The sequence below is a fragment of the bacterium genome (genome assembly GCA_040755755.1).
Taxonomy (GTDB): Bacteria; SZUA-182; SZUA-182; order DTGQ01; family DTGQ01; genus DTGQ01.
The window spans coordinates 20,491-39,419 of sequence record JBFLZW010000013.1; the positions used below are offsets into that span (position 1 = coordinate 20,491).

An 18,929-nucleotide genomic window follows, 5' to 3' on the forward strand; every position below is an offset into this window, starting at 1 on the left:
CTCTACGTTCACATCATCGACAAATCATAAACAAGGGCAATCAAACTAACTGGGCAGCATTAACCGCATGACTCATTCTGTAAGTGCCATTCGGTTTAAGCCGATTAATCAAAGCATTCGATTATCAATAGTTCCCCCTCCCCATTTTGTCCTGACTGTGCGGTCTCTCCTCCCGGACCCGCCATACCTCCTTTTTGTCCACATACGAGAAAAGGGCAGGGATAGTTCGTATCATTTATTATTTTGTTCGCTGTGATGCACAGTATACCACCACCATATCCTTCTCCGGCACCACCGTGATAGGACTTTCTCCTTCGGCACCAAGTCCTTGGCCACCACCACCGCTAGTCCATCTACCGCCATTATTACCATTAGCTTCTCCGGGTTCACCGGCTTCTTCTGGTCTGTCGGAAAATGGAGTATGACCACCATTTCCTCCAAGGCCACCATTCCCACCTTTTCCGAACATATCTTCATAAAACCTATAACTGCCACGATCCGTCAAATCAGCAGTCATCATGGAGATAGGTTTTTTCGCTTCATCAGGATAATATCCATTCATCATCTATGAGCGCCCAAAACACCCTGATGTAATATAATATATTCAGAACCTCTATCTAAAGTCAAAAAAAATAATCTGCAAATATTTTACAGTAATGTATGATGTTGAATTTTGAGGTGATAGTGTGAATGGCGTTTATAGCGGTTTTCAGTTGTGCATGCTACGAATATAGTACAGAGCGAGAATTATCGTGATCTGTCCTTAGATAGAATGGCACTTACAGAAGCCAAGTTGGAACTCATCCACCGCCGCAGAAGGCAGGAGCATTATCTTTTAGGGTGTAGGAGCGTCATTGCCCCCAGAGGGAGATGAGATCGGATTAGCCGTATGATTCGTTCTGTAAGTGCCATTCTCCTTAGATCAAATGCCAATGCCCCTCAAGGGAAGGGATCGGGAAATATCATGAGCTTTTCACTCTCTGCTTTTCTCTGGCTCTTTATTGTCTCTGTGGTGTCCTTATCTTTTCTTCCAGGTCCAGTACCTTTTGCTGAAGCTTTCTGACTTTTTCGAATAATTCGGGCAGGAGGCGAAGGCTTGCCTCCGATTTTCTCCATTCCTGGATGGGTCTGCCAATGAGTCCGGCCAGGACACTATTGGGAGGAACGGTTTTCGAAACCCCGCCTTTGGCAGCCACCATGGTGTTATCTCCGATTTTCAAATGTCCGGCTACCCCTACCTGGCCGCCTAATGTCACCCGTTTTCCCAGTTCCGCACTCCCTGAAATGCCAGCCTGGCTGACAATGATGGATGATTCGCCGATGACGACATTGTGGGCTATCTGAACCAGATTATCGATTTTGGTTCCCCGCCTGATGATCGTATCACCCATCGTGCCCCGGTCTATGGTGGTCCCTGCGCCGATTTCCACAGCATCTTCGATGATCACCCGTCCTGTCTGAGGAATCTTGTAATGTTCCTGACCATCCCAGACATACCCGAAACCGTCGCTTCCGATCACCGTGTTGGCGTGGATGATTACCGAGGATCCGATCAGAGTGTGATGATACAGGGTGACGTTCGGGTAGATGATACACCCGTCGCCGATCTGAGAGAAATCTCCGATAAAGGCCCCGCTGTAAATCTGAACGTTGTTGCCGATCCTGACCTCCCTGCCGATGACTGCCAGCGGGTGGATAGAGACATTCTGTCCGATAATTGCAGAGGGGTCGATACAGGCCCGGGGATGGATCCCGGATGGCAGGTGAGGTGTTTCGGAGAACAGGCGCAGTATTTTGGCAAAAGCAAGATATGGGTTAGCTGTCCTGATGGATGCGATTTTGGTCTCCGGGTCCTTAGCCGAAAGGATGACTGCCGAGGCCCCGGTGTGGGGCAGCAGCGGCAGGTATTTTGGATTGGCAATAAAGGTAATCTCACCTTCATGCGCCTCCCTGACCCCGGCCACACCCCGGATAAGGGTTTCAGGGTTTCCCCGGACCGCTCCACCAACAAACTCAGCGAGTTCCTTGAGTGTTTTTTCCATCCGTAATTACTCTTCCTGCCCTAAACAGGCGGGTAAATGGTGTTATTTCTGTGTTCCCCTGGCCATGCTCTTATCGTAGGCTTCAATGACCTGGTTGGTAATATCATGGTTGGGATCGGCATAAATGATACTGTCGTCTTTATTGACGACCAGGGTGTATCCTTTTTCCTGGCCGATCTTCTGGACAATCTGAATAATTTCCTCTTTGATCTTATTCAGGTGCTGGAAGTACATCTCTTTTAATTCCTGTTCCTTATCCTCTTTGAACCGTTTCAGTTCAATCCCCTTGCGGCGGATTGCCTCCTCTTTTTTATTCTGGGCATCGGGAGAAAGAGCCATTTTCTGTTTCTGCAGCTCATCTTCCAGGTCCTTCATCTCCTTATCCCGTTTGGCCAGCTCATCTTCGTTTTTCTTTTTAAAGTCCTCCAGTTCCTTCAGGGATGCCTTTCCGGCCCTGGATTCATCCACAACGCGCTGACTGTCAATGTAGGCTATGCCTCCTGCGGGCGTTTGAGCCTGGGCAGCGAAAAGGTTCCAGGGAGAAATAACGGCAGTTGCCAGTAAGGCAAGCGGAAAAACAAGGATACTTCGGGGTTTCATCATCATCCTCCTGTTCGATTTAGGTGTTATATAATCAGGAGTCAGAAGGCAGAAGGCAGAAGTCAGAATAAAGACTTTTCCTTTCTTCATTCTGACTCCTGACTCCTGACTCCTTTCCCTTATGACTGTAAGTAGCAATTTGGACTAAAAATAGGTGCCGATGGCAAAATGGATCTGAGACCGATCGCGACCATCTTCCTCAGGGCGATAGTTTATTATCCTTCCCCAATCCAGTCGCAAGGGCCCTATTGGGGTAAAAAAGCGGACACCGATCCCGGCTCCCATTCTCAATGGCCGGTGAACAAATTTCTCCCGCTGCTCATAGACGTTTCCCGCATCCCAGAACAGGACCCCCCGAATGATGTCGTAGATGGGGAAATGCAGCTCCACATTGGTCACGATTGATTTATTCCCGCCGACAGGATCACCATCAGCGTCTTTTCGCCCGATGGACCGGTCCCGGTATCCCCGCACGGAATCCAGTCCTCCCACATAAAACCGCTCAAAAACGGGGAGACTCCGCCCTGCATACCCTCTGGTATAGCCAGCCTTGGCGTGAAGGGAGAGGACCAGTTGTTTCCAGATCGGAAAATGCCATCCACTCTCCAGCATCGTCTTGGTAAAGTAATTGCTCCCTCCCAGAAAGCCTCCGGCAAACTGAAAAGAAAGCTTATTGAGCGAGCCGGTTGTCGGTTTTATCCGGTTGTCCCTGCTGTCCCTGATTAATGATAACCGGGTGCTGCTGGTCGTGGATCTGCCTGCTGCCTCCTTGATATCTTCCGATGCCGAATCAGGATCATCCACCTCGATATTCACGTTTTCGTTCAAATAGGTCCCAAAGAGATGAGTATACTCGGCCACCGGATAGCCGAGCCGGATATCTCCTCCCCTGGATGTTTTGGTGTAATCTTCCAACTCTCTATCCAGGTAGTAAATATCAAAGCCTGCACTTAAGGGAATATCGAACAACCAGGGTTCGGTGAAGCCCAGGTCATAGGTGCTTCGCTCGCCGTTACCGGCAATTTCAGCAGAGAGAAACAGTTGTTCTCCCAGGCCGAATAAATTCCCCTGCTTGATTTCTGCCGTTCCCACGAAATGATCCACTGAGCTGTAGCCCCCGCCAATGCTCATTTGTCCGGTCATGCGCTCCTTGACCTTGACGGCTAAATCCACCTTATTCCTTTCCGGATCGGGCTGAATGTCCAGGTTGACTTCCTCAAAGAATCCCAGATTGTTGATATTATTGTAGCTTTGCCGGACCTTGCGGCTGCGGAATATATCACCCTCCTGGACTTCGATCTCCCGGCGGATAACTTTATCCCTGGTCTTGGTATTGCCCGTAATCCTGATCCGGTTTACGGAGGTCAGACCTCCCTCCTCAACGTCCAGAGTAATATCGATTTTTTTCTCTTCGGGTATTTCATGAGTCAACGGAGAGACACGGGTAAATAAATATCCCTGATCGGCGTATATGTCCTGGACTGCCGAGACATCCTGACGCAGTTTGGCCCGGTTAAAGAGTTCCCCTTCCCTGATCTGAAGCTGCTTCTGAATTTCCGGCGTAGAAACGACCTTGTTCCCCTGAATGCTGATCTTTCCAATCCGGTATTGATCCCCCTCCGACAGGGTAAAGGTAATGACCAGACCCTGTTTTTCCGGATCAAAGGAAATTGCCGGCTCCTGGACAGCAACCTGAATGAATCCCTGATTAAAGTAGAAGTCTTCGATCTTTTGGATATCCTGAGACAGGGCTTCCTTTTTCAGGTATCCTGAAGAAGTAATAAACGAGTAAAAACGACGCTTTTTGGTTTTCAGGATCTTCTTGATCTCTTTGTCCGAGAAATTCCGGTTCCCCTCAATGATTACCTTCCGGATTTTAACTTTTTTTCCTTCCTGAATATCAAAGATAAGCTCGACCTGCTCTTCGGAAATCTTTTCCGTCCGGGAATCAATCTGAACCCGATAATACCCCTCATCTTTATAGTATTGAGTCAGACCTTGAACATTTCTTTTAACCAGGTAGGGGTTGAAAATACTTCCCGTGGTAATATCGATCTTTTCCTGGAGGGTTTCGGTTTTGATCTTCTTGTTGCCGGAAAAGGTGATTTTTTTGATCAAAGGCCTTTCAGTAACTATATACGTTACCGAAAGGCCTCCTTCAATTTCTTTGACGTCTACCTCGATATTCTCAAAGTATCCGATATTGTAGACGGCCTTAATATCCTCGTCAACCTTCTGAGGGCTGAATGTCTCGCCGATTTTTGTCTGGATCTTATGCAGGATGGCCTGCCTCTCGATCTTCCGGTTACCCTGAACATCAATCTCTCTGACAGGCAGACTCTCCCATCCTGCTCCCAGAATAAGACTGGTCATAATGCAGAATACAAAATAGGCGGCTGTGCTTCGGATTCGCATGCCCCCTACTTTACCAGATTCCGGGGGCGACTAGCAACGGTAAACATTTCCCTCCTGATGAAAAGAAGCTACAAAAGTACAAGTTCCTTTCGCAGACTCTTCTTGGCGAAGGTAATCTCTCCATTCTCGACTCCGATCTGGAGGATATCTCCTTCCTTGAAATTTCCCTTCAGCAGCTCTTCAGAGATCGGATCCTCGACATACCGCTGGATGACCCGCTTGACCGGACGAGCGCCATAATCAGGCTGATACCCTTTCTTCAAGAGCCACTCCTCTGCCTCCGGCTTCAGCTCCACATAAAGATTCTTACTCTCCAGCCGATGGTTCAGCTCTTGAATGGCCAGCCCCATGATCTTGCGGATATGTTCCTGATTCAGAGCATGGAAAACAATAGTCTCATCAATCCGGTTGATGAATTCCGGATTGAAGGTTTTTTTCAGAGCATCCATGATGGTATCCTTCATCCGTTTATAGGAGAAAACCTCATCTGCTTTTTGAAAGCCAACGGTTGTCTTCTGCTCAATGTTCCGAGTTGCAAGATTGGAGGTCATAATGAGAACCGTATTCTTGAAATCCACATGCCGTCCGTGACTGTCGGTTAACCGGCCCTCATCCAGAACCTGCAGCAGGATGTTGAATATTTCCGGATTGGCTTTTTCAATTTCATCGATCAAAACCACCGAGTAAGGCCGCCTGCGCACCCGCTCGGTCAACTGTCCGCCTTCCTCGTAGCCCACATATCCCGGAGGTGCGCCAACCAGCCGGGAGACCGAAAATTTTTCGCTGTACTCTGACATGTCAATCCGGATTATGGCATCTTCCTTGCCGAATAGAATCTCGGCCAGCCTCTTGGCCAGTTCTGTTTTCCCCACCCCGGTAGGGCCGAGGAAAATAAAGGAGCCGATAGGACGGTTGATGCTTTTGACCCCCGTACGGGACCGTTTGATGGCCCGGGCTATAGCCCGGATGGCCTCATCCTGGCCGATGATTTTTCTGTGCAATTCATCTTCCAGATGCAGCAGTCTGGTCGATTCTTTTTCTTCCAGCTTGAAGAGCGGAATACCGGTCCATTTGGATACCACATAGGCGACATCCTCGGCGGTCACGGTCAGAGTGGCTTTCTTTTGCTTTTCAAACCACTTTTTGCTCAGGGTTTCAAACTTCAGCCGCATCTTTCTTTCCATATCACGCAGGGAAGCGGCTTTTTCAAAATCCTGGATACGGATGGCTGTCTCTTTTTCCCGCTTGGTCTCTTCAATTTTAGCCTTGATTTCCTTCAGCTCGGCAGGCAGGGCTGTGCTGTTTACCCTGGCCCGGGAGCCCGCTTCATCGATTACGTCAATGGCCTTATCCGGTAAAAAGCGGTCGGTGATATACCGGTCGGACAGTTTGACAGCCTCACTAATAGCCTCGTCACTGAAGTGAACGCCGTGATGCTCTTCGTACCGGTTTTGCAGCCCTTTGATGATGTGGATGGTCTGTTCCACGGTTGGAGGATTCACCATCACGGTTTGAAACCTGCGTTCCAGAGCGCCGTCCTTTTCGATGTATTTCCGGTATTCTCCCAGCGTCGTAGCGCCGATGCACTGCAATTCTCCTCTCGACAGAGCAGGTTTCAGCATGTTGGAAGCATCGATCGAACCTTCGGCGGCTCCGGCACCTACAAGTGTATGCAGCTCGTCGATGAAAAGGATAATATTATCAGCCTGGGAAATTTCCTTCATGATGGCCTTGAGCCGTTCTTCAAACTGGCCACGGTATTTGGTCCCGGCCACCAGAAGACCCAGGTCCAGGGTCACGATCCTTTTATTGGACAACAGCCGCGGAACGGAATTATCGACGATCCGCTGAGCCAGTCCTTCGACAATAGCTGTTTTTCCAACTCCCGGCTCTCCGATCAGGGCCGGGTTATTTTTGGTCCGTCGGCTCAGAATCTGGATAACCCGCTCGATTTCATCGTCCCGGCCAATGACCGGATCGAGCTTTCCGCTCCGCGCCAGTTTGGTGATGTCCCGGCCAAACTCATCCAGAGTTTCTGTCTTTGGGGCCTCTTTCAGATCATACTTGGAGGCATTGGCATACTCCATGACTTTCTTTCGCACTTCCGACAGGTCGAGCCGCAGGTCTTCCAGCACACCGGCACCGATCCCCTCTCCTTCCCGCATCAATCCAAGGAGCAAATGGCCGGTCCCGATATAATTGTGTCCCATCAGCTTTGCTTCATCAATAGCCAGCTCAAGCACTTTCTTGGATCGGGGTGTGAACGGAATCTCTCCAACTTCAGGCTTGGCCACCTGCTTCGAAATTCTTCTCTCCACCTCGAACCGAATTTCATCCAGTTCAATATTACTTTCCCTCAGGATTTTTACGGCCGTATTATCGTCCTTCTTGACCAGTCCCAAGAGTACATGCTCCGTTCCGAGATATGGGTTTCCCAACCTTATCGCTTCCTCACGGGCCAGGACAATGGTTCTTCTTGCTCTTTCGGTAAATCGTTCAAACATTTTACAAACCTGCCAATTTTTTCAGGAGTTCCATAATACACCAGAGAAAAACGCTTCTCTTACTCACTTATCCGAAGACATCCGGCCCCCTTGCTACCGCATCTCTTCGATTTATATTTTACGATAAAAGCAGTTTGATTTCAATTAAATCTTCCTGTTTAAGCACATTAACCAAAAAAAAGCCGACTACATAAACTTTAACTTTCCATCGGATAGATTTAAGCAATAATCAGCCCTGCTTCCCAAAATTTCGTTATGGGTTACCATGATTATCGTAACATTGCGTTCCCGATTGATTTGCTGGAGCAAGGCGTAAATCTTCTCACTCGTCTGCGAGTCGAGATTTCCCGTTGGCTCGTCAGCCAAAAGCAACTCGGGTTTATTAGAAAGAGCGCGAGCAATGGCCACCCGTTGTTGTTCTCCTCCTGAGAGTTCGCCCGGTTTATGATGTTCCCTGCCCTGCAATCCAACCTCTGCCAGCAACTGGTTAGCCCGCAGCTCGGCTATCTTGCGGTTTTGCCTGTTAATTATTATCGGCATCATGACATTTTCCTGTGCACTGAATTCCGGCAGCAGATGGTGAAATTGAAAAACGAAACCGATCTTTTGGTTCCGGAACCGGGCCAGTTCCCGATCGTTTAAGGAAAACAGATTCTTACCATTATACCATAATTCTCCGCGCGAGGGGCGGTCAAGGGCCCCTAAGATATGGAGCAGAGTGCTTTTTCCTGCACCCGAAGCCCCCACAATGCTGAAAATTTTCCCATGCTCGATATCAAGGGTAATATCCTCAAGGACCTTCAGCTCACCTTTGCCATTAATGTAGGATTTATAAACATCCCGAACCTCAATAATTGTCATTCATACCTCAGGGATACGACCGGATCGAGCCTCGAAGCCTGCCAGGCCGGATACACGGTTGCCAGAAAACTGATCAGCAGCGAGGAAGAAGAGACCAGAAGAATGTCCACCAGCTTCATCTTGAATGGCAGATAGCTGATATAGTACACATCTCCCTGAAGCTTAATCAAATGGTAGGTATCGGCAATCCAGCAGGCCAGGGTTCCTCCCAGACAGCCGAGAAACGTCCCGACCAGGCCGATAATCAGTCCCTCGATAATAAAAATCAGTAAAATGCTACGGGCCGTGGCTCCCATGGACTTGAGAATGGCGATGTCTTTGTTCTTTTCCATGACCATCATCACCAGCGTACTGATAATATTGAAGGCAGCGACCAGAATGATCAGGACCAGGATAACGAACATGGCCAGTTTTTCCAGTTTAAGAGCGGAAAACAGGTTCTTGTTCATCTCCATCCAGTCCCGCGTCCAGTAGGGAAATCCCAGGGTTTTTTGAATTTCCCGGGAAATATCCTGGGCCTGAAAGATATTGTCAACCTTGACCTCAACGCCGGTAACCATATTTTTCATGTTGAACAGGCGTTGAGCCGTTTTTATGGAAACGTAAGCCAGGCTGCTGTCATACTCATACATCCCCGAATTAAAGACAGCTACTACCTTAAACCGCAAAAATTTGGGAGCAAGACCCATCGGAGATATCCGCTCCACCGGCGAGATGGCGGTAATGACATCTCCCACAAACACGCCAAGGTTTCTGGCCAGCTCCTGCCCAAGTACAATCCCGGCCATCTGCGGCTGAGCATCGCCCGGTGAAGGGGTTTCCAGTTGCCGGAGGTCTCCGCTTACAATATTGCGGGCAAGATCGGTCACCTGAAGTTCCTCCTTCGGATCAACTCCCCGCAAGACCAGTCCGGAGGCACTCCGGCTGGAGGAAAGCATGACCTGACCGTAGATGAAGGGAGCTGAGGACCGGACTCCGGGCACCTTGGCTATCTTCGATATGAGCCCTGCATAATTCTCGATACCCTGGCCATTATATTCCAGGACGACGATATGTGAATTGGTGCCGAGAATCTTATCCCGCAAATCCATTTCAAAACCGCTCATGACCGCAAGAACGATGATTAAGGCCATAACTCCGAGGGCCACACCGCCGATCGAGATAATACTGATAACCGAAATCACGGTCTGCTTTCGCTTGGCCTTCAGGTAGCGCAGCCCGATCATAAGCTCATAGGGCATGTTCATGACAGATAAATCCTTTTTTCTTTTACACCTTCAACCTGAGATATGCCTGAATGAAAGAATCTACCTCCCCATTCATGACCGCCTCGATATTACCAATCTCAAGGTTGGTGCGATGATCTTTCACCAACTGATACGGCTGGAAAACGTAGGAGCGAATCTGGCTCCCCCAGGCGATCTCTCGTTTTCCCTCTTCCAGGGCATCCCGTTTTTTCTGCTGCTCCTCTTTCTCCAATTCGTATAATCGGGCACGCAAAATGTTCATGGCCACTGCCCGGTTCTGATGCTGGGAGCGCTCGTTTTGACACTGCACGACGATCCCGCTGGGAATATGGGTGATCCGGACCGCCGAGTCGGTGACATTGACATGCTGCCCGCCGGCTCCACTGGAGCGGTAGGTATCTATCCGCAGGTCCGTTTCGTCGATTTCCACCTCGATATTTTCGTCGATCTCCGGATAGACAGACACCGAGGCAAAGGAAGTATGCCTTCTGCGGTTGGCATCGAACGGAGAAATCCTGACCAGGCGATGGACTCCTGTCTCACCCCGTAAAAGCCCATAGGCATAATTTCCATAAACCATGAAAGTAACACTTTTAATTCCGGCTTCGCTGCCGGGCAGAAGATCGACCTGCTGGACCCGGAACCCTCGTTTCTCCGCCCAGCGAAGATACATCCGGAGCAGCATTCCGGCCCAGTCCTGGGATTCGGTTCCCCCTGCCCCGGAATGAATGGAAACGATTGCATTGCGATGATCATCCTCATCACTCAAAAGCGCCTGAATTTCCAGTTGGGTCACTCCCTCCTGGAGCACTTTCAGAAGATTTTTCACCTCCTCGGCCATCGACTGGTCACCGCTCTCCTGACCCAGTTCGATAGCTACCTCAAGCTCCTCCAGGTGTTTTTCCTGCAGGGAGATTTTTTCAACCCATTCCATGAGGGCCGAGCGCTCCTGAATCACTGCCTGGGCTGTCTCGCTGTTCGACCAGAAATTGGAAGCTCCCATTTGATCATCGAGCTCTCCCAGCCGTTTCCGTTTTCCTTCAAGGTCAAAGGTAACCTCGAAGGTTTTCCATCTTGGATTTTAATTTTTGGTACTCGGAAATATATTCCTCATACATGATCGAGTCTTATCCCTCCATTTTTTTCGTTTGATGGACTTTCCAATATCCCAAAACCAGGAAAAGGCCAAGAGAAGCCAGGCAGGATTTGGCAAAAATATCTCCATATCGAACATAAAAAGTACTTTTTTTCGCAAGCCGCAAGGGTCTGACCAGGGCCAGCCGGCGAAAAAGCGGTGTCTCCAGCACAACCTTGCCCCAGGGATCGATAAAACCGGAAATGCCGCTGTTAGCTACCCGCACGACGCTTACTCCATTTTCAATAGCCCGGAAGACAGCCATCGAAAAATGCTGATACGGGGCAGAGCTTTGATCGAACCAGGCATCATTGGTAATATTGACCATAAAATTCACCCCCTGCCGGGCAAATTCCCGAAACAAGTCGGGAAAAATCACCTCATAACAGATAACCAGCCCAAAGCGCCATTGACCGAGGTGAAAAGTAGTGTATCGGTCACCAGGGCTGAACTCACCGACCTCATTAACCACGGTTCCCAGGTGGGACAGTATCTCTCCCAGAGGGAGATACTCGCCAAACGGGACTAAGTGTATTTTATCATAATAATCCACAATTTTTCCATCGGGAGCAAGAAGGAAGGCGCTGTTCTTGAGCTGTACCTTGCCTGTGCTCTCCCTCTCGATCCGGGGGCTTCCGACCACCATCGCAACTTTTGCCTTTTGCACCAGGGGAGAGATGCGCTCCAGATACTCTCCGTACTGCTCGTTAATAAAGGGAGCGGATGTTTCAGGCCAGATGATGATATCCGGTTTCTGCTCGGCAGCCAGAAGAGTCAGGGATTGATAGGAACCATACACAAGGTCCTGCAGCCTGTGGTCCCACTTTTCCTCCTGAGGAATATTCCCCTGAATAATGCCAACGCTCAAAACATCTTCTGCCTGCAATTTGCGGGAATGCAATTTATATGCCCCATAGCCCTCAATCAGACCGATCACGGTCACGAGGATCACAAAGGCACCCATGGCCGAGGTGAAGCTGACCGCACTGCCTTTCGCTCTTCTGGCCAGAATATATTCCAGGAGGACAGCCAGGCCGCTGTTGACCAGAGTGAGGACAAACGATACCCCGTAAATTCCGGTTATGTCTGAAAATTGAACAAGTTGTAAGTGAGAATACTGGGAGTAGCCCAAGGTGGACCAGGGGAAACCGGTCAGGAGATGGGCGCGGAGAAATTCCAGAGATGTCCAGATCAACGGGGCGATTACCAGAGCGAGCATTGGGGGAAAAAAACGGCGGAGCCAGTTCCGGAGCAGGGCAAACCCTCCAATGTATAACGACAGATAGCTTACCAGTGCCAGTGAAATAAGCACACTCTGCCAGAGCACTATGTGGCCGTAGACGGCCATGGTTTCAGCGACCCAATACAGCGTTCCCCCAAAATAGGCTAAACCGCAAATCCATCCAAGGGCAAAGGATGACCGCAGCGAAGATGCCCTCTCCAGGGCAAAAAGCAGCGGCACCAGCCCGACCCAGGCCAGGATCGAAATATTAAACCGGGGAAAGGCCAGCGTGAGCAGTCCTCCGGACAGAAGAGCCAGACAAATGTGCTGAATCGAAAGTTTATGATGTCTCATTCAACATTTCCATGCCGATATAAAGGTATTGGAAGCCGGAAGCAACGGTAATACCGGCGGTCAGCCAGACAAATGCCGGAAGACAGGAGCTGACCCGCTGAAGGTGATACCCTATCAGGACAACCAGAACGGTCAGGATTTGTACCATGGTCGTCATCTTTCCCAGAATCGTGGGAGAAAAATTGAGGTTTCCGGTCAGAATATAAACAATCAGAGCCCCAAGTACGATGATAATATCCCTCGAGATGGTAATGACTGCCAGCCAGGTCGGCAAAAGGTGCAAAACAGCCAGGGTAATGAAGGAAGTAACCAACAGGGCCTTATCGGCCATGGGGTCCAGAAATGTGCCCAGTCGGGTCTTCTGATTCCATCTGCGGGCGATAAGTCCGTCCGTGGCATCGGTTACACTGGCCAGACCAAAGATGAGCAGGGCAGCGGTAATATTATGGTATATCAGCAGAATCACGAAAAAAGGTATCAACACGATCCTGAAAATCGTCAGCTTATTGGCAGTATTCATGTTCAGTGCCATAGTACGTTGCCTTCCAGTGGATCGAAAAACCGGTATTCCCCCCGGCTTCGGACCAGCGGATAGTCAGCTTCCCGTCCACACCGCAGGAGACGGTCTGAAGTGAGAATTACTCCCCGAAAGGGCCCATAGCGGCGGATGGCCTCCACCCCATACTGTGAGCATGAAGGGAACATGGGACAGCGATCCCCGTCTGCTGGTGAGATAAAAACCTGAAAGAACCGCAACACCAGGAGGAGTTGCTCCTGAAAGAAGCCGCTTTCAGAAATTGCCCGGTATTTGTCCCCTGGTGCGGCCTGGGCGGAAAGCCGCACAGATGCAGACCTGGCTGGCCACGGCTGGCGCATCGGGTCTGATGCGGCATAAGCCTTTGGACTCCCGGAAAGGCATCCTGCCAGTACCCGGAAGATCAACAGCCAGCAGCACAGCATTACTCCCCTCCGGGAAAAATGACCGATTGTTTTCCAGCTCTTAAGGCCGCTCGAAGAGCGCAGAACCAATCCCCCCTTGATCTTGCTAACTATATAATAATTATAAATTTTCCAAAATTATGGCATACTCGGAACAACAAATCAAGCTCATTTTTTGTCCTTTGTTATCAGGTAATTACTGGTTAAGCTAAAAAAAACAACAAAAAACTTGACAACCCAAAATAAGTTGTTATAAGTTGTAATAGTTTTTCACTGTCTGATTTCTATTTTCAATATCTCTATAAATCTTTATCCAATCTTTACCCCAATTTCATGCATGATAAAGAGGAGGCAACCAGATGACCAAAGAAGATATCATTAAAAATGTCTGGGCTGAACTAAATATCAGCAACAAACAAGCGAGAGATGTGGTGGAGGCGGTCTTTACTACCCTGAAAAATGTTCTGGCCAACGGAGACCAGGTGGAAATCCGCGGATTCGGTAAATTCATCATCCGGGAAAAAAATACCCGAATCGGCAGAAACCCCCGGACAGGGAAAGAAGCGGAAATTACCGCCAGGAAGGTTGTGACCTTCAAACCATCAAAAATTTTCAGAAATACAGTAAATTAATCCTGATCTTACCTGACTATCTGCTTACAAGAGCTTTGCATTGCCATTGCTATTCATAAACCTGTTGCGCTCTACTGGCACGATATTTTATACTGGGGATACTCCTTTTATCTTTGTCCGGACACGATATGACCAATTTTACCGGTGAAGTAAAAATACAAGCTGTCTTGCCGAGAATTATGTGTGCAGGTCTGTGTTTCTTCCTGACTTTATCCGTTGTGGATCAAAGTCCTGCTGAACAGCAATCGTCCTCACCGGCATTTCGTGAGCAATTAAACCGGGAAATATCCAACCTGTTCCAGCCGTCCCGCGCAGGATCGCAGCGGTCTTTTTCTTCATCCGCCGCTCCCGTCCCCCTGAAGTGCGGCACTCCCCTCATACGTCAGGCGCTGAGGCACCGGGAGTTATTGAACCCGGAAAACCGCTTCATTCTCCACCGTCCCACGGATCCTCCGACTGACCCTTATGACGATTATTATGAATATAACGTCAGGGTATGGTATTATGACACCCCGCACTTTCGTTTCTACTACACGGAAGATGGTTATTGGGACAGGGTTGAAGGGTCTGATGGAATCCAGGAGACTATCCCTGCATTTGTAACTGCCTTTGCCAGCTACTTTGAAGAATCCTGGTCATTCCTGGTTTCTGATCCTCATGGTCTTGGCTACCGAGCTCCGGTCAGTCAGAAGATCGAGGTGTTTATTCTCTCCATTGGTGCCTATGGAATTACCAGCGCTGATAGCAGGGGTCTGTATATTTTAGTAGACAATACCTATCAACGGGCCAGGGAAAACCTGGATAATGAGGGGAAAGCTGCCGGAGCTATGAAAGTAACGGCAGTTCATGAGCTTTTTCATGCGTTTCAGGCAGGTTATGATCAGTGGCCGACATCTCCCGCAGACACCATGTGGTGGGAAGAAAATACCGCTGTCTGGGTTGAGGACGAATTCTATGATTCTGTTGACGACTACCTGAATTATCTTGGCCAGCCCTTTCAGGATGACAACGATAACGGCAGGTATAATACTGGCGAGCAGTATTTTACTATCGAGGGCAACGAACTCACTTATGGCCGGGACTCCGGATGGTTCGACTATCCCGATGTCTCCCTGAATAAAACTTCTGATGATCCCCCCTACTACCGATATCTTGAATATGGCGGAGTCATCTGGGCCAAATTCCTTTCGGAACGGTTTGGAAGCGGGATCGTCCGGTCTGTTTTTGAACGGATGCTGCCCCCTTCTTATGATGTTCTTACCGCTACCAGCCAGTCGCTGGAAGAGATCAGCGGAGGGCGGACATCTTTTGCTCATGCATTTACCTGCTTCAAACTGGCCAACCTGGAGCAGGATTACGAGGAGGGGAGTAAATATCCTATCCCCCGCCATGATACTTCGATAAATTACCTGGAACCTCTGAGCTGCCAATACCTGATTTTCAGCGAGCCTGCCCAACCGGGATCGACTATCCGCATCCAGGTAGATGGCGACAGCCAGACGGATATTGCTTTCCTGGCCGTTCCCTCCGGCTCCTATCAATTCCTGCCGGAATCCCGGCCCCAATTTGGCACAGCCCAGCTTATTCCCCTTGATGGAAATCAGCAGGGTACCTACGATTTTTCTTTTACCGGGAGTCAGGACTATTCGAAACTGATTATCATTCCCATTAACCGCTCCCGGGACACGATGGCCTCTTATGCCCTGGTGAAGTCTGATGTCCCGCCTGATGAGTTACCTCCTGTCCCCCAGTTAGCTGGCCCTCCCTCAGCCAGGATCAAAGATGGATACCTTTCGATCCGCCTTGCCTGGGAGCCTGTCAGGGAAACAGGCCGATATCAGGTCTGGCGCGGCCAGGCCGGGGAATACCAGACCATGATCTTTCAATCGGAGGAGATCGTCTATCCCTATCAGGACAGTAACGCTTATGAAGACACCGATCCAGCCTTCGACGGGGAACAGACCTATCTGTATCAGGTGAAATTTGCCAACAGCGCAGGTGACTCCTCATCCGAAACCGTGCCGGTCACGACCCCGAAATTTCCCCTCTTCAATGCCCATATCCGGTATAAGACTGCGGCTGCCCCCACCCCTTCAGTCGAAATCTCCTTTGAAGTCGATCCGAACATTCTTGCCTATCAGATCGAACGAAAAATCAAAGGGACATCATCCACCCCGGATACTCTGGTGAGCAGGAAGGAAATTGAATCCTCAGACCGATCCATTACCTATGATGATTATCAGGCCCAGGCGAATACGGAGTATCTCTATATCATTACTGCCTATAACGCTCAGGACGATTACTTCCGGAAAGAAGTTTCAATCAGATTACCCCAGCCTGTTGTTGTCCCTATTCCAATCCCGCCACCATCGCAGAAAGAGTCGAGCGGATGCTTTATCACCGCTGTGCTCTGATTTGCCGCATAATCCAGACCTTCTCCTATGCTGAGATTTTCCCTTGCAGGAGATTTTCCTGTTATGATAGAATTAGTTCATAAAAAATGGCCTATGCAGACAGGATTGAGTGAATTTTTTTTTCAGTGGGACTAAGAGCCTATCCGAAAAATAACGGGAAGTATGATACACTAGAGAGGATAAATCAATGAAATATAAAGGAAGTGATAGAAATGCAAAGCAGTTGCATATCCTCTCTGTATCAGCTTCCCGATATTCTATGGGAGCATATGGAAACCCTCTTACCCGCCCCAAAGCCCAAGAAGAAGGCAGGACGACCACGGATGGATGATCGTCAAGCTATGACAGCTATATTTTACCTCCTTCGTACTGGATGTCAATGAAAGCATTGCCTTGATGTCTTGGGGGCAGCCAGCACGGTGCATGATCGATTCCAGGAGTGGGAGATAGGAGTGGCAGTAGATGGGGCCAATCGACATGATAAGAAAATGATGCTCCCAACCCTGGAGGCTGATGTTATTGAGCCTCCACAGCCCACAGAAGGATAACCCACAAAATATGTACCCGTGCGGTGAGCACTGCAAAGCAGCTTCCGCTGCGCTCCCGATGTCCACTCCAAAAGGCAATGGATATTATAAGGCAAGCCCGGCTATTTTCAAAAGTGACGGTATTGAGTCATCCACAAGGAAAGTGGCCGCCAGATTATCTTCAATCCAGGAGAAGGAAAGCGGTATCGTGCTGCCGCAGTCCAAAGCGGCTGCCGCCGCAGAAGGCAGGAGCATTATCTTTTAGGGTGCAAGAGCATCATTGCCCTCAAGAGGGAGACGAGATCGGATTAGCCATATGATTCGTTCTGTAAGTGCCGTTCGGTTTAGCTACGATCATTGAAACTGGTGGTACTATTACTTTTGCTCATCGTTCAATTAAATGGTTAGGGGCTGCTACTGTTGAAGTTGATCTTGTAACTATCCGTAGAGGACTAAGTAATGATTCCTGTACACTCGATGGTGAAGCCGTGGAATTTATTTCCTCTCGCTTGGATAATGGTCCGGAAGTGCAACCTCAATCACTCCAACAAAATAAAGATAAAAGCTTCAGAGGGCAAAGTATAGGCGGTAAGTTTATGGTTGAGCCAGAAATCGCGGAGCAATTGATGTTGAAAAATCCACAGAACCGTGACTGCCTTCTCCCGTTCCTCAATGGGGAAGACCTAAACAATCATCCTTCCCAATTACCAAGCCGCTGTATCATTTGCTTTTTCAATTGGCCAATAGAAAGAGCCCAAAAGTATCCTGATCTATTTCATATCATAGAAAAAAATGTCAGACCTCAACGTATTCAAAGTAACTCAAAGCAGGATCGGGATAAGTGGTGGCTCCATGCACGCCCCGGTATAGATATGAAAAAAGCGATTGCCAGTTTGAAGCATGTGCTGGTGCGAAGTCGCGTAAGTGAATTCCATATGTTAGTGTTTGTACCGACAAGCTATGTTTTTGGTGATGCCTTAGTCGTTTTCGCCTTCGACGATAACTATCACTTTTCTTTACTCCAATCCAATATTCATGAGGCATGGGTTTGGCGACATGCATCAAGCCTCGAATCACGAAACCGCTACACCCCCACCGATTGTTTCGATACCTTCCCCTTTCCCCAGAACCCATCATCAGAAGCCAGACAACGTGCAGATCAAGTCGGTGGCGAATACCACGAATGTCGCCGTCAGATCATGCTCGCCCGGCAGATTGGCATGACCGCGACCTATAACCTATTCCACAATCCTGCCTGTGCCGATCCTGATATCGCTCGTCTCCGGGAACTGCATACGGAAATGGATCGTGCCATTCTTGCCCGCTATGGCTGGGACGATCTTGCCCCTGCACATAATTTTTACCAAAACGAGCGAAAGCAAATCCGGTTTACTGTCTCACCGTTAGCCCGGCGGGAAATTCTGGGGCGACTATTGGATCTCAATCTGAAATTAGCTTGAGTATTCAAAAAAATATTAGTATCATATAACTTTGAGGGCTTGTTCGTAAAATGCGTCTAAATCTTGAATCTCTGAGAGACTGTCTGAAAAATAGTGGGATCTGTTCTTTGGGATGATTTTTAGATAGGCCTGCCGCAAACTGCCCTTGACGGGTGGCCTTGTCCGTTAAGCTGGAAAAGGCTATAATATATTAAACCTTGATGGAGGAAATAATTATGAAAACCACATTGACTGAATTAGATGAAATATTGGTTAGAATAGGGAGATACCCAGGCAGAAAGGAACTCATCGAAGATGCCTTCCGCGCTCTTCTCAGAGCAAAGCCTGAGCTGAGGAGGGATTTAGCAATTGAATTATATAGGACAAATAAGGTGTCTATGTCAAGAGCCAGTGAAATTTGTGGACTCAACAGAGAAGATTTTAAAGAATTATTGAGGGAGAATGGTATTCAAATCTCAGTCCCAAGTATTCCTGCTGAAGAAATTAACAAAGAGGTGGAAGGAATTTTGGAGGCAATCTGAGTCTCATGATAATCTTCGATACTGATATCCTTAGCATGTTCGCCAAGATAGATGCA

16 protein-coding genes and 1 pseudogene are annotated in these 18,929 nt (G+C 48.8%); 6 read left to right on the plus strand and 11 right to left on the minus strand.

Going from position 1 to position 18,929, the window contains the following annotated elements; translation table 11 throughout:
• Positions 1-238: 238 nt before the first annotated feature.
• From AB1611_04595 to yidD, 11 genes are all read right to left on the minus strand, one after another.
• On the minus strand, positions 239-565 hold the full coding sequence (locus AB1611_04595; GenBank protein MEW6378868.1) for a hypothetical protein: 327 nt from the start codon (positions 563-565) through the stop codon (positions 239-241).
• A 433-nt stretch (positions 566-998) separates the two neighbouring features.
• Positions 999-2,042, minus strand: coding sequence for a UDP-3-O-(3-hydroxymyristoyl)glucosamine N-acyltransferase (gene lpxD, locus AB1611_04600; GenBank protein MEW6378869.1), 1,044 nt, complete (start codon positions 2,040-2,042; stop codon positions 999-1,001).
• 42 nt (positions 2,043-2,084) lie between these two features.
• Positions 2,085-2,732 carry an OmpH family outer membrane protein gene (locus AB1611_04605; protein MEW6378870.1) on the minus strand — a complete coding sequence of 216 codons (648 nt, stop codon included), beginning with the start codon at positions 2,730-2,732 and terminating at the stop codon, positions 2,085-2,087.
• Positions 2,733-2,786: 54 nt separating this feature from the next.
• Positions 2,787-5,057, minus strand: coding sequence for an outer membrane protein assembly factor BamA (gene bamA / locus AB1611_04610; GenBank protein MEW6378871.1), 2,271 nt, complete (start codon positions 5,055-5,057; stop codon positions 2,787-2,789).
• Positions 5,058-5,125: 68 nt separating this feature from the next.
• On the minus strand, positions 5,126-7,561 hold the full coding sequence (locus AB1611_04615; GenBank protein MEW6378872.1) for an ATP-dependent Clp protease ATP-binding subunit: 2,436 nt from the start codon (positions 7,559-7,561) through the stop codon (positions 5,126-5,128).
• Positions 7,562-7,747: 186 nt separating this feature from the next.
• Entirely contained in the window at positions 7,748-8,422 is a 675-nt protein-coding gene (locus AB1611_04620; GenBank protein ID MEW6378873.1) for an ABC transporter ATP-binding protein, read from the minus strand.
• Positions 8,419-9,663: a lipoprotein-releasing ABC transporter permease subunit gene (locus AB1611_04625; protein ID MEW6378874.1), complete on the minus strand. Its 1,245-nt coding sequence runs from the start codon at positions 9,661-9,663 to the stop codon at positions 8,419-8,421. Before AB1611_04625 ends, AB1611_04620 begins: the two co-directional genes overlap by 4 nt.
• A gap of 28 nt (positions 9,664-9,691) precedes the next feature.
• Positions 9,692-10,787 (minus strand): peptide chain release factor 2 gene (gene prfB, locus AB1611_04630; GenBank protein MEW6378875.1). Its coding sequence is split into 2 segments (ribosomal slippage): positions 9,692-10,717 and positions 10,719-10,787, totalling 1,095 coding nucleotides; the frame shifts between segments, so codons are not numbered across the junction.
• Positions 10,788-10,796: 9 nt separating this feature from the next.
• Positions 10,797-12,380 (minus strand): apolipoprotein N-acyltransferase, encoded by a 1,584-nt coding sequence (gene lnt / locus AB1611_04635; GenBank protein MEW6378876.1) that lies wholly within the window; start codon positions 12,378-12,380, stop codon positions 10,797-10,799.
• Positions 12,367-12,912: a CDP-diacylglycerol--glycerol-3-phosphate 3-phosphatidyltransferase gene (gene pgsA / locus AB1611_04640; protein ID MEW6378877.1), complete on the minus strand. Its 546-nt coding sequence runs from the start codon at positions 12,910-12,912 to the stop codon at positions 12,367-12,369. The genes lnt and pgsA overlap by 14 nt, the downstream gene beginning before the upstream one ends.
• The gene (yidD, locus tag AB1611_04645; GenBank protein MEW6378878.1) at positions 12,903-13,340 is read right to left on the minus strand and encodes a membrane protein insertion efficiency factor YidD; all 438 of its coding nucleotides are present in this window, start codon (positions 13,338-13,340) and stop codon (positions 12,903-12,905) included. Before yidD ends, pgsA begins: the two co-directional genes overlap by 10 nt.
• A 338-nt stretch (positions 13,341-13,678) precedes the next feature.
• On the opposite strand from yidD, the gene AB1611_04650 reads away from it, so the two are divergent.
• From AB1611_04650 to AB1611_04675, 6 genes and pseudogenes are all read left to right on the plus strand, one after another.
• Complete coding sequence (locus AB1611_04650) at positions 13,679-13,951, plus strand: integration host factor subunit alpha (GenBank protein MEW6378879.1); 273 nt, start codon at positions 13,679-13,681, stop codon at positions 13,949-13,951.
• A gap of 128 nt (positions 13,952-14,079) precedes the next feature.
• Positions 14,080-16,365 (plus strand): hypothetical protein, encoded by a 2,286-nt coding sequence (locus AB1611_04655; GenBank protein ID MEW6378880.1) that lies wholly within the window; start codon positions 14,080-14,082, stop codon positions 16,363-16,365.
• A gap of 212 nt (positions 16,366-16,577) precedes the next feature.
• Positions 16,578-16,895 (plus strand): annotated as a pseudogene (locus AB1611_04660) (transposase).
• A gap of 76 nt (positions 16,896-16,971) precedes the next feature.
• Complete coding sequence (locus AB1611_04665; GenBank protein MEW6378881.1) at positions 16,972-17,157, plus strand: hypothetical protein; 186 nt, start codon at positions 16,972-16,974, stop codon at positions 17,155-17,157.
• 67 nt (positions 17,158-17,224) lie between these two features.
• Positions 17,225-18,352, plus strand: coding sequence for a type IIL restriction-modification enzyme MmeI (locus tag AB1611_04670; GenBank protein MEW6378882.1), 1,128 nt, complete (start codon positions 17,225-17,227; stop codon positions 18,350-18,352).
• A 215-nt stretch (positions 18,353-18,567) separates the two neighbouring features.
• Positions 18,568-18,873 (plus strand): UPF0175 family protein, encoded by a 306-nt coding sequence (locus AB1611_04675; protein MEW6378883.1) that lies wholly within the window; start codon positions 18,568-18,570, stop codon positions 18,871-18,873.
• Positions 18,874-18,929 lie beyond the last annotated feature (56 nt).

Coding starts and splice junctions, on each gene's coding strand:
- yidD (MEW6378878.1), bottom strand. CDS start 13,340: ATGCTGTGCTGCTGGCTGTTGATCTTCCGGGTACTGGCAGGATGCCTT.
- pgsA (MEW6378877.1), bottom strand. CDS start 12,912: ATGGCACTGAACATGAATACTGCCAATAAGCTGACGATTTTCAGGATC.
- AB1611_04625 (MEW6378874.1), bottom strand. CDS start 9,663: ATGCCCTATGAGCTTATGATCGGGCTGCGCTACCTGAAGGCCAAGCGA.
- bamA (MEW6378871.1), bottom strand. CDS start 5,057: ATGCGAATCCGAAGCACAGCCGCCTATTTTGTATTCTGCATTATGACC.
- AB1611_04615 (MEW6378872.1), bottom strand. CDS start 7,561: ATGTTTGAACGATTTACCGAAAGAGCAAGAAGAACCATTGTCCTGGCC.
- lnt (MEW6378876.1), bottom strand. CDS start 12,380: ATGAGACATCATAAACTTTCGATTCAGCACATTTGTCTGGCTCTTCTG.
- AB1611_04620 (MEW6378873.1), bottom strand. CDS start 8,422: ATGACAATTATTGAGGTTCGGGATGTTTATAAATCCTACATTAATGGC.
- lpxD (MEW6378869.1), bottom strand. CDS start 2,042: ATGGAAAAAACACTCAAGGAACTCGCTGAGTTTGTTGGTGGAGCGGTC.
- AB1611_04675 (MEW6378883.1), top strand. CDS start 18,568: ATGAAAACCACATTGACTGAATTAGATGAAATATTGGTTAGAATAGGG.
- AB1611_04650 (MEW6378879.1), top strand. CDS start 13,679: ATGACCAAAGAAGATATCATTAAAAATGTCTGGGCTGAACTAAATATC.
- AB1611_04595 (MEW6378868.1), bottom strand. CDS start 565: ATGATGAATGGATATTATCCTGATGAAGCGAAAAAACCTATCTCCATG.
- AB1611_04655 (MEW6378880.1), top strand. CDS start 14,080: ATGACCAATTTTACCGGTGAAGTAAAAATACAAGCTGTCTTGCCGAGA.
- AB1611_04665 (MEW6378881.1), top strand. CDS start 16,972: ATGTCCACTCCAAAAGGCAATGGATATTATAAGGCAAGCCCGGCTATT.
- AB1611_04605 (MEW6378870.1), bottom strand. CDS start 2,732: ATGAAGAAAGGAAAAGTCTTTATTCTGACTTCTGCCTTCTGCCTTCTG.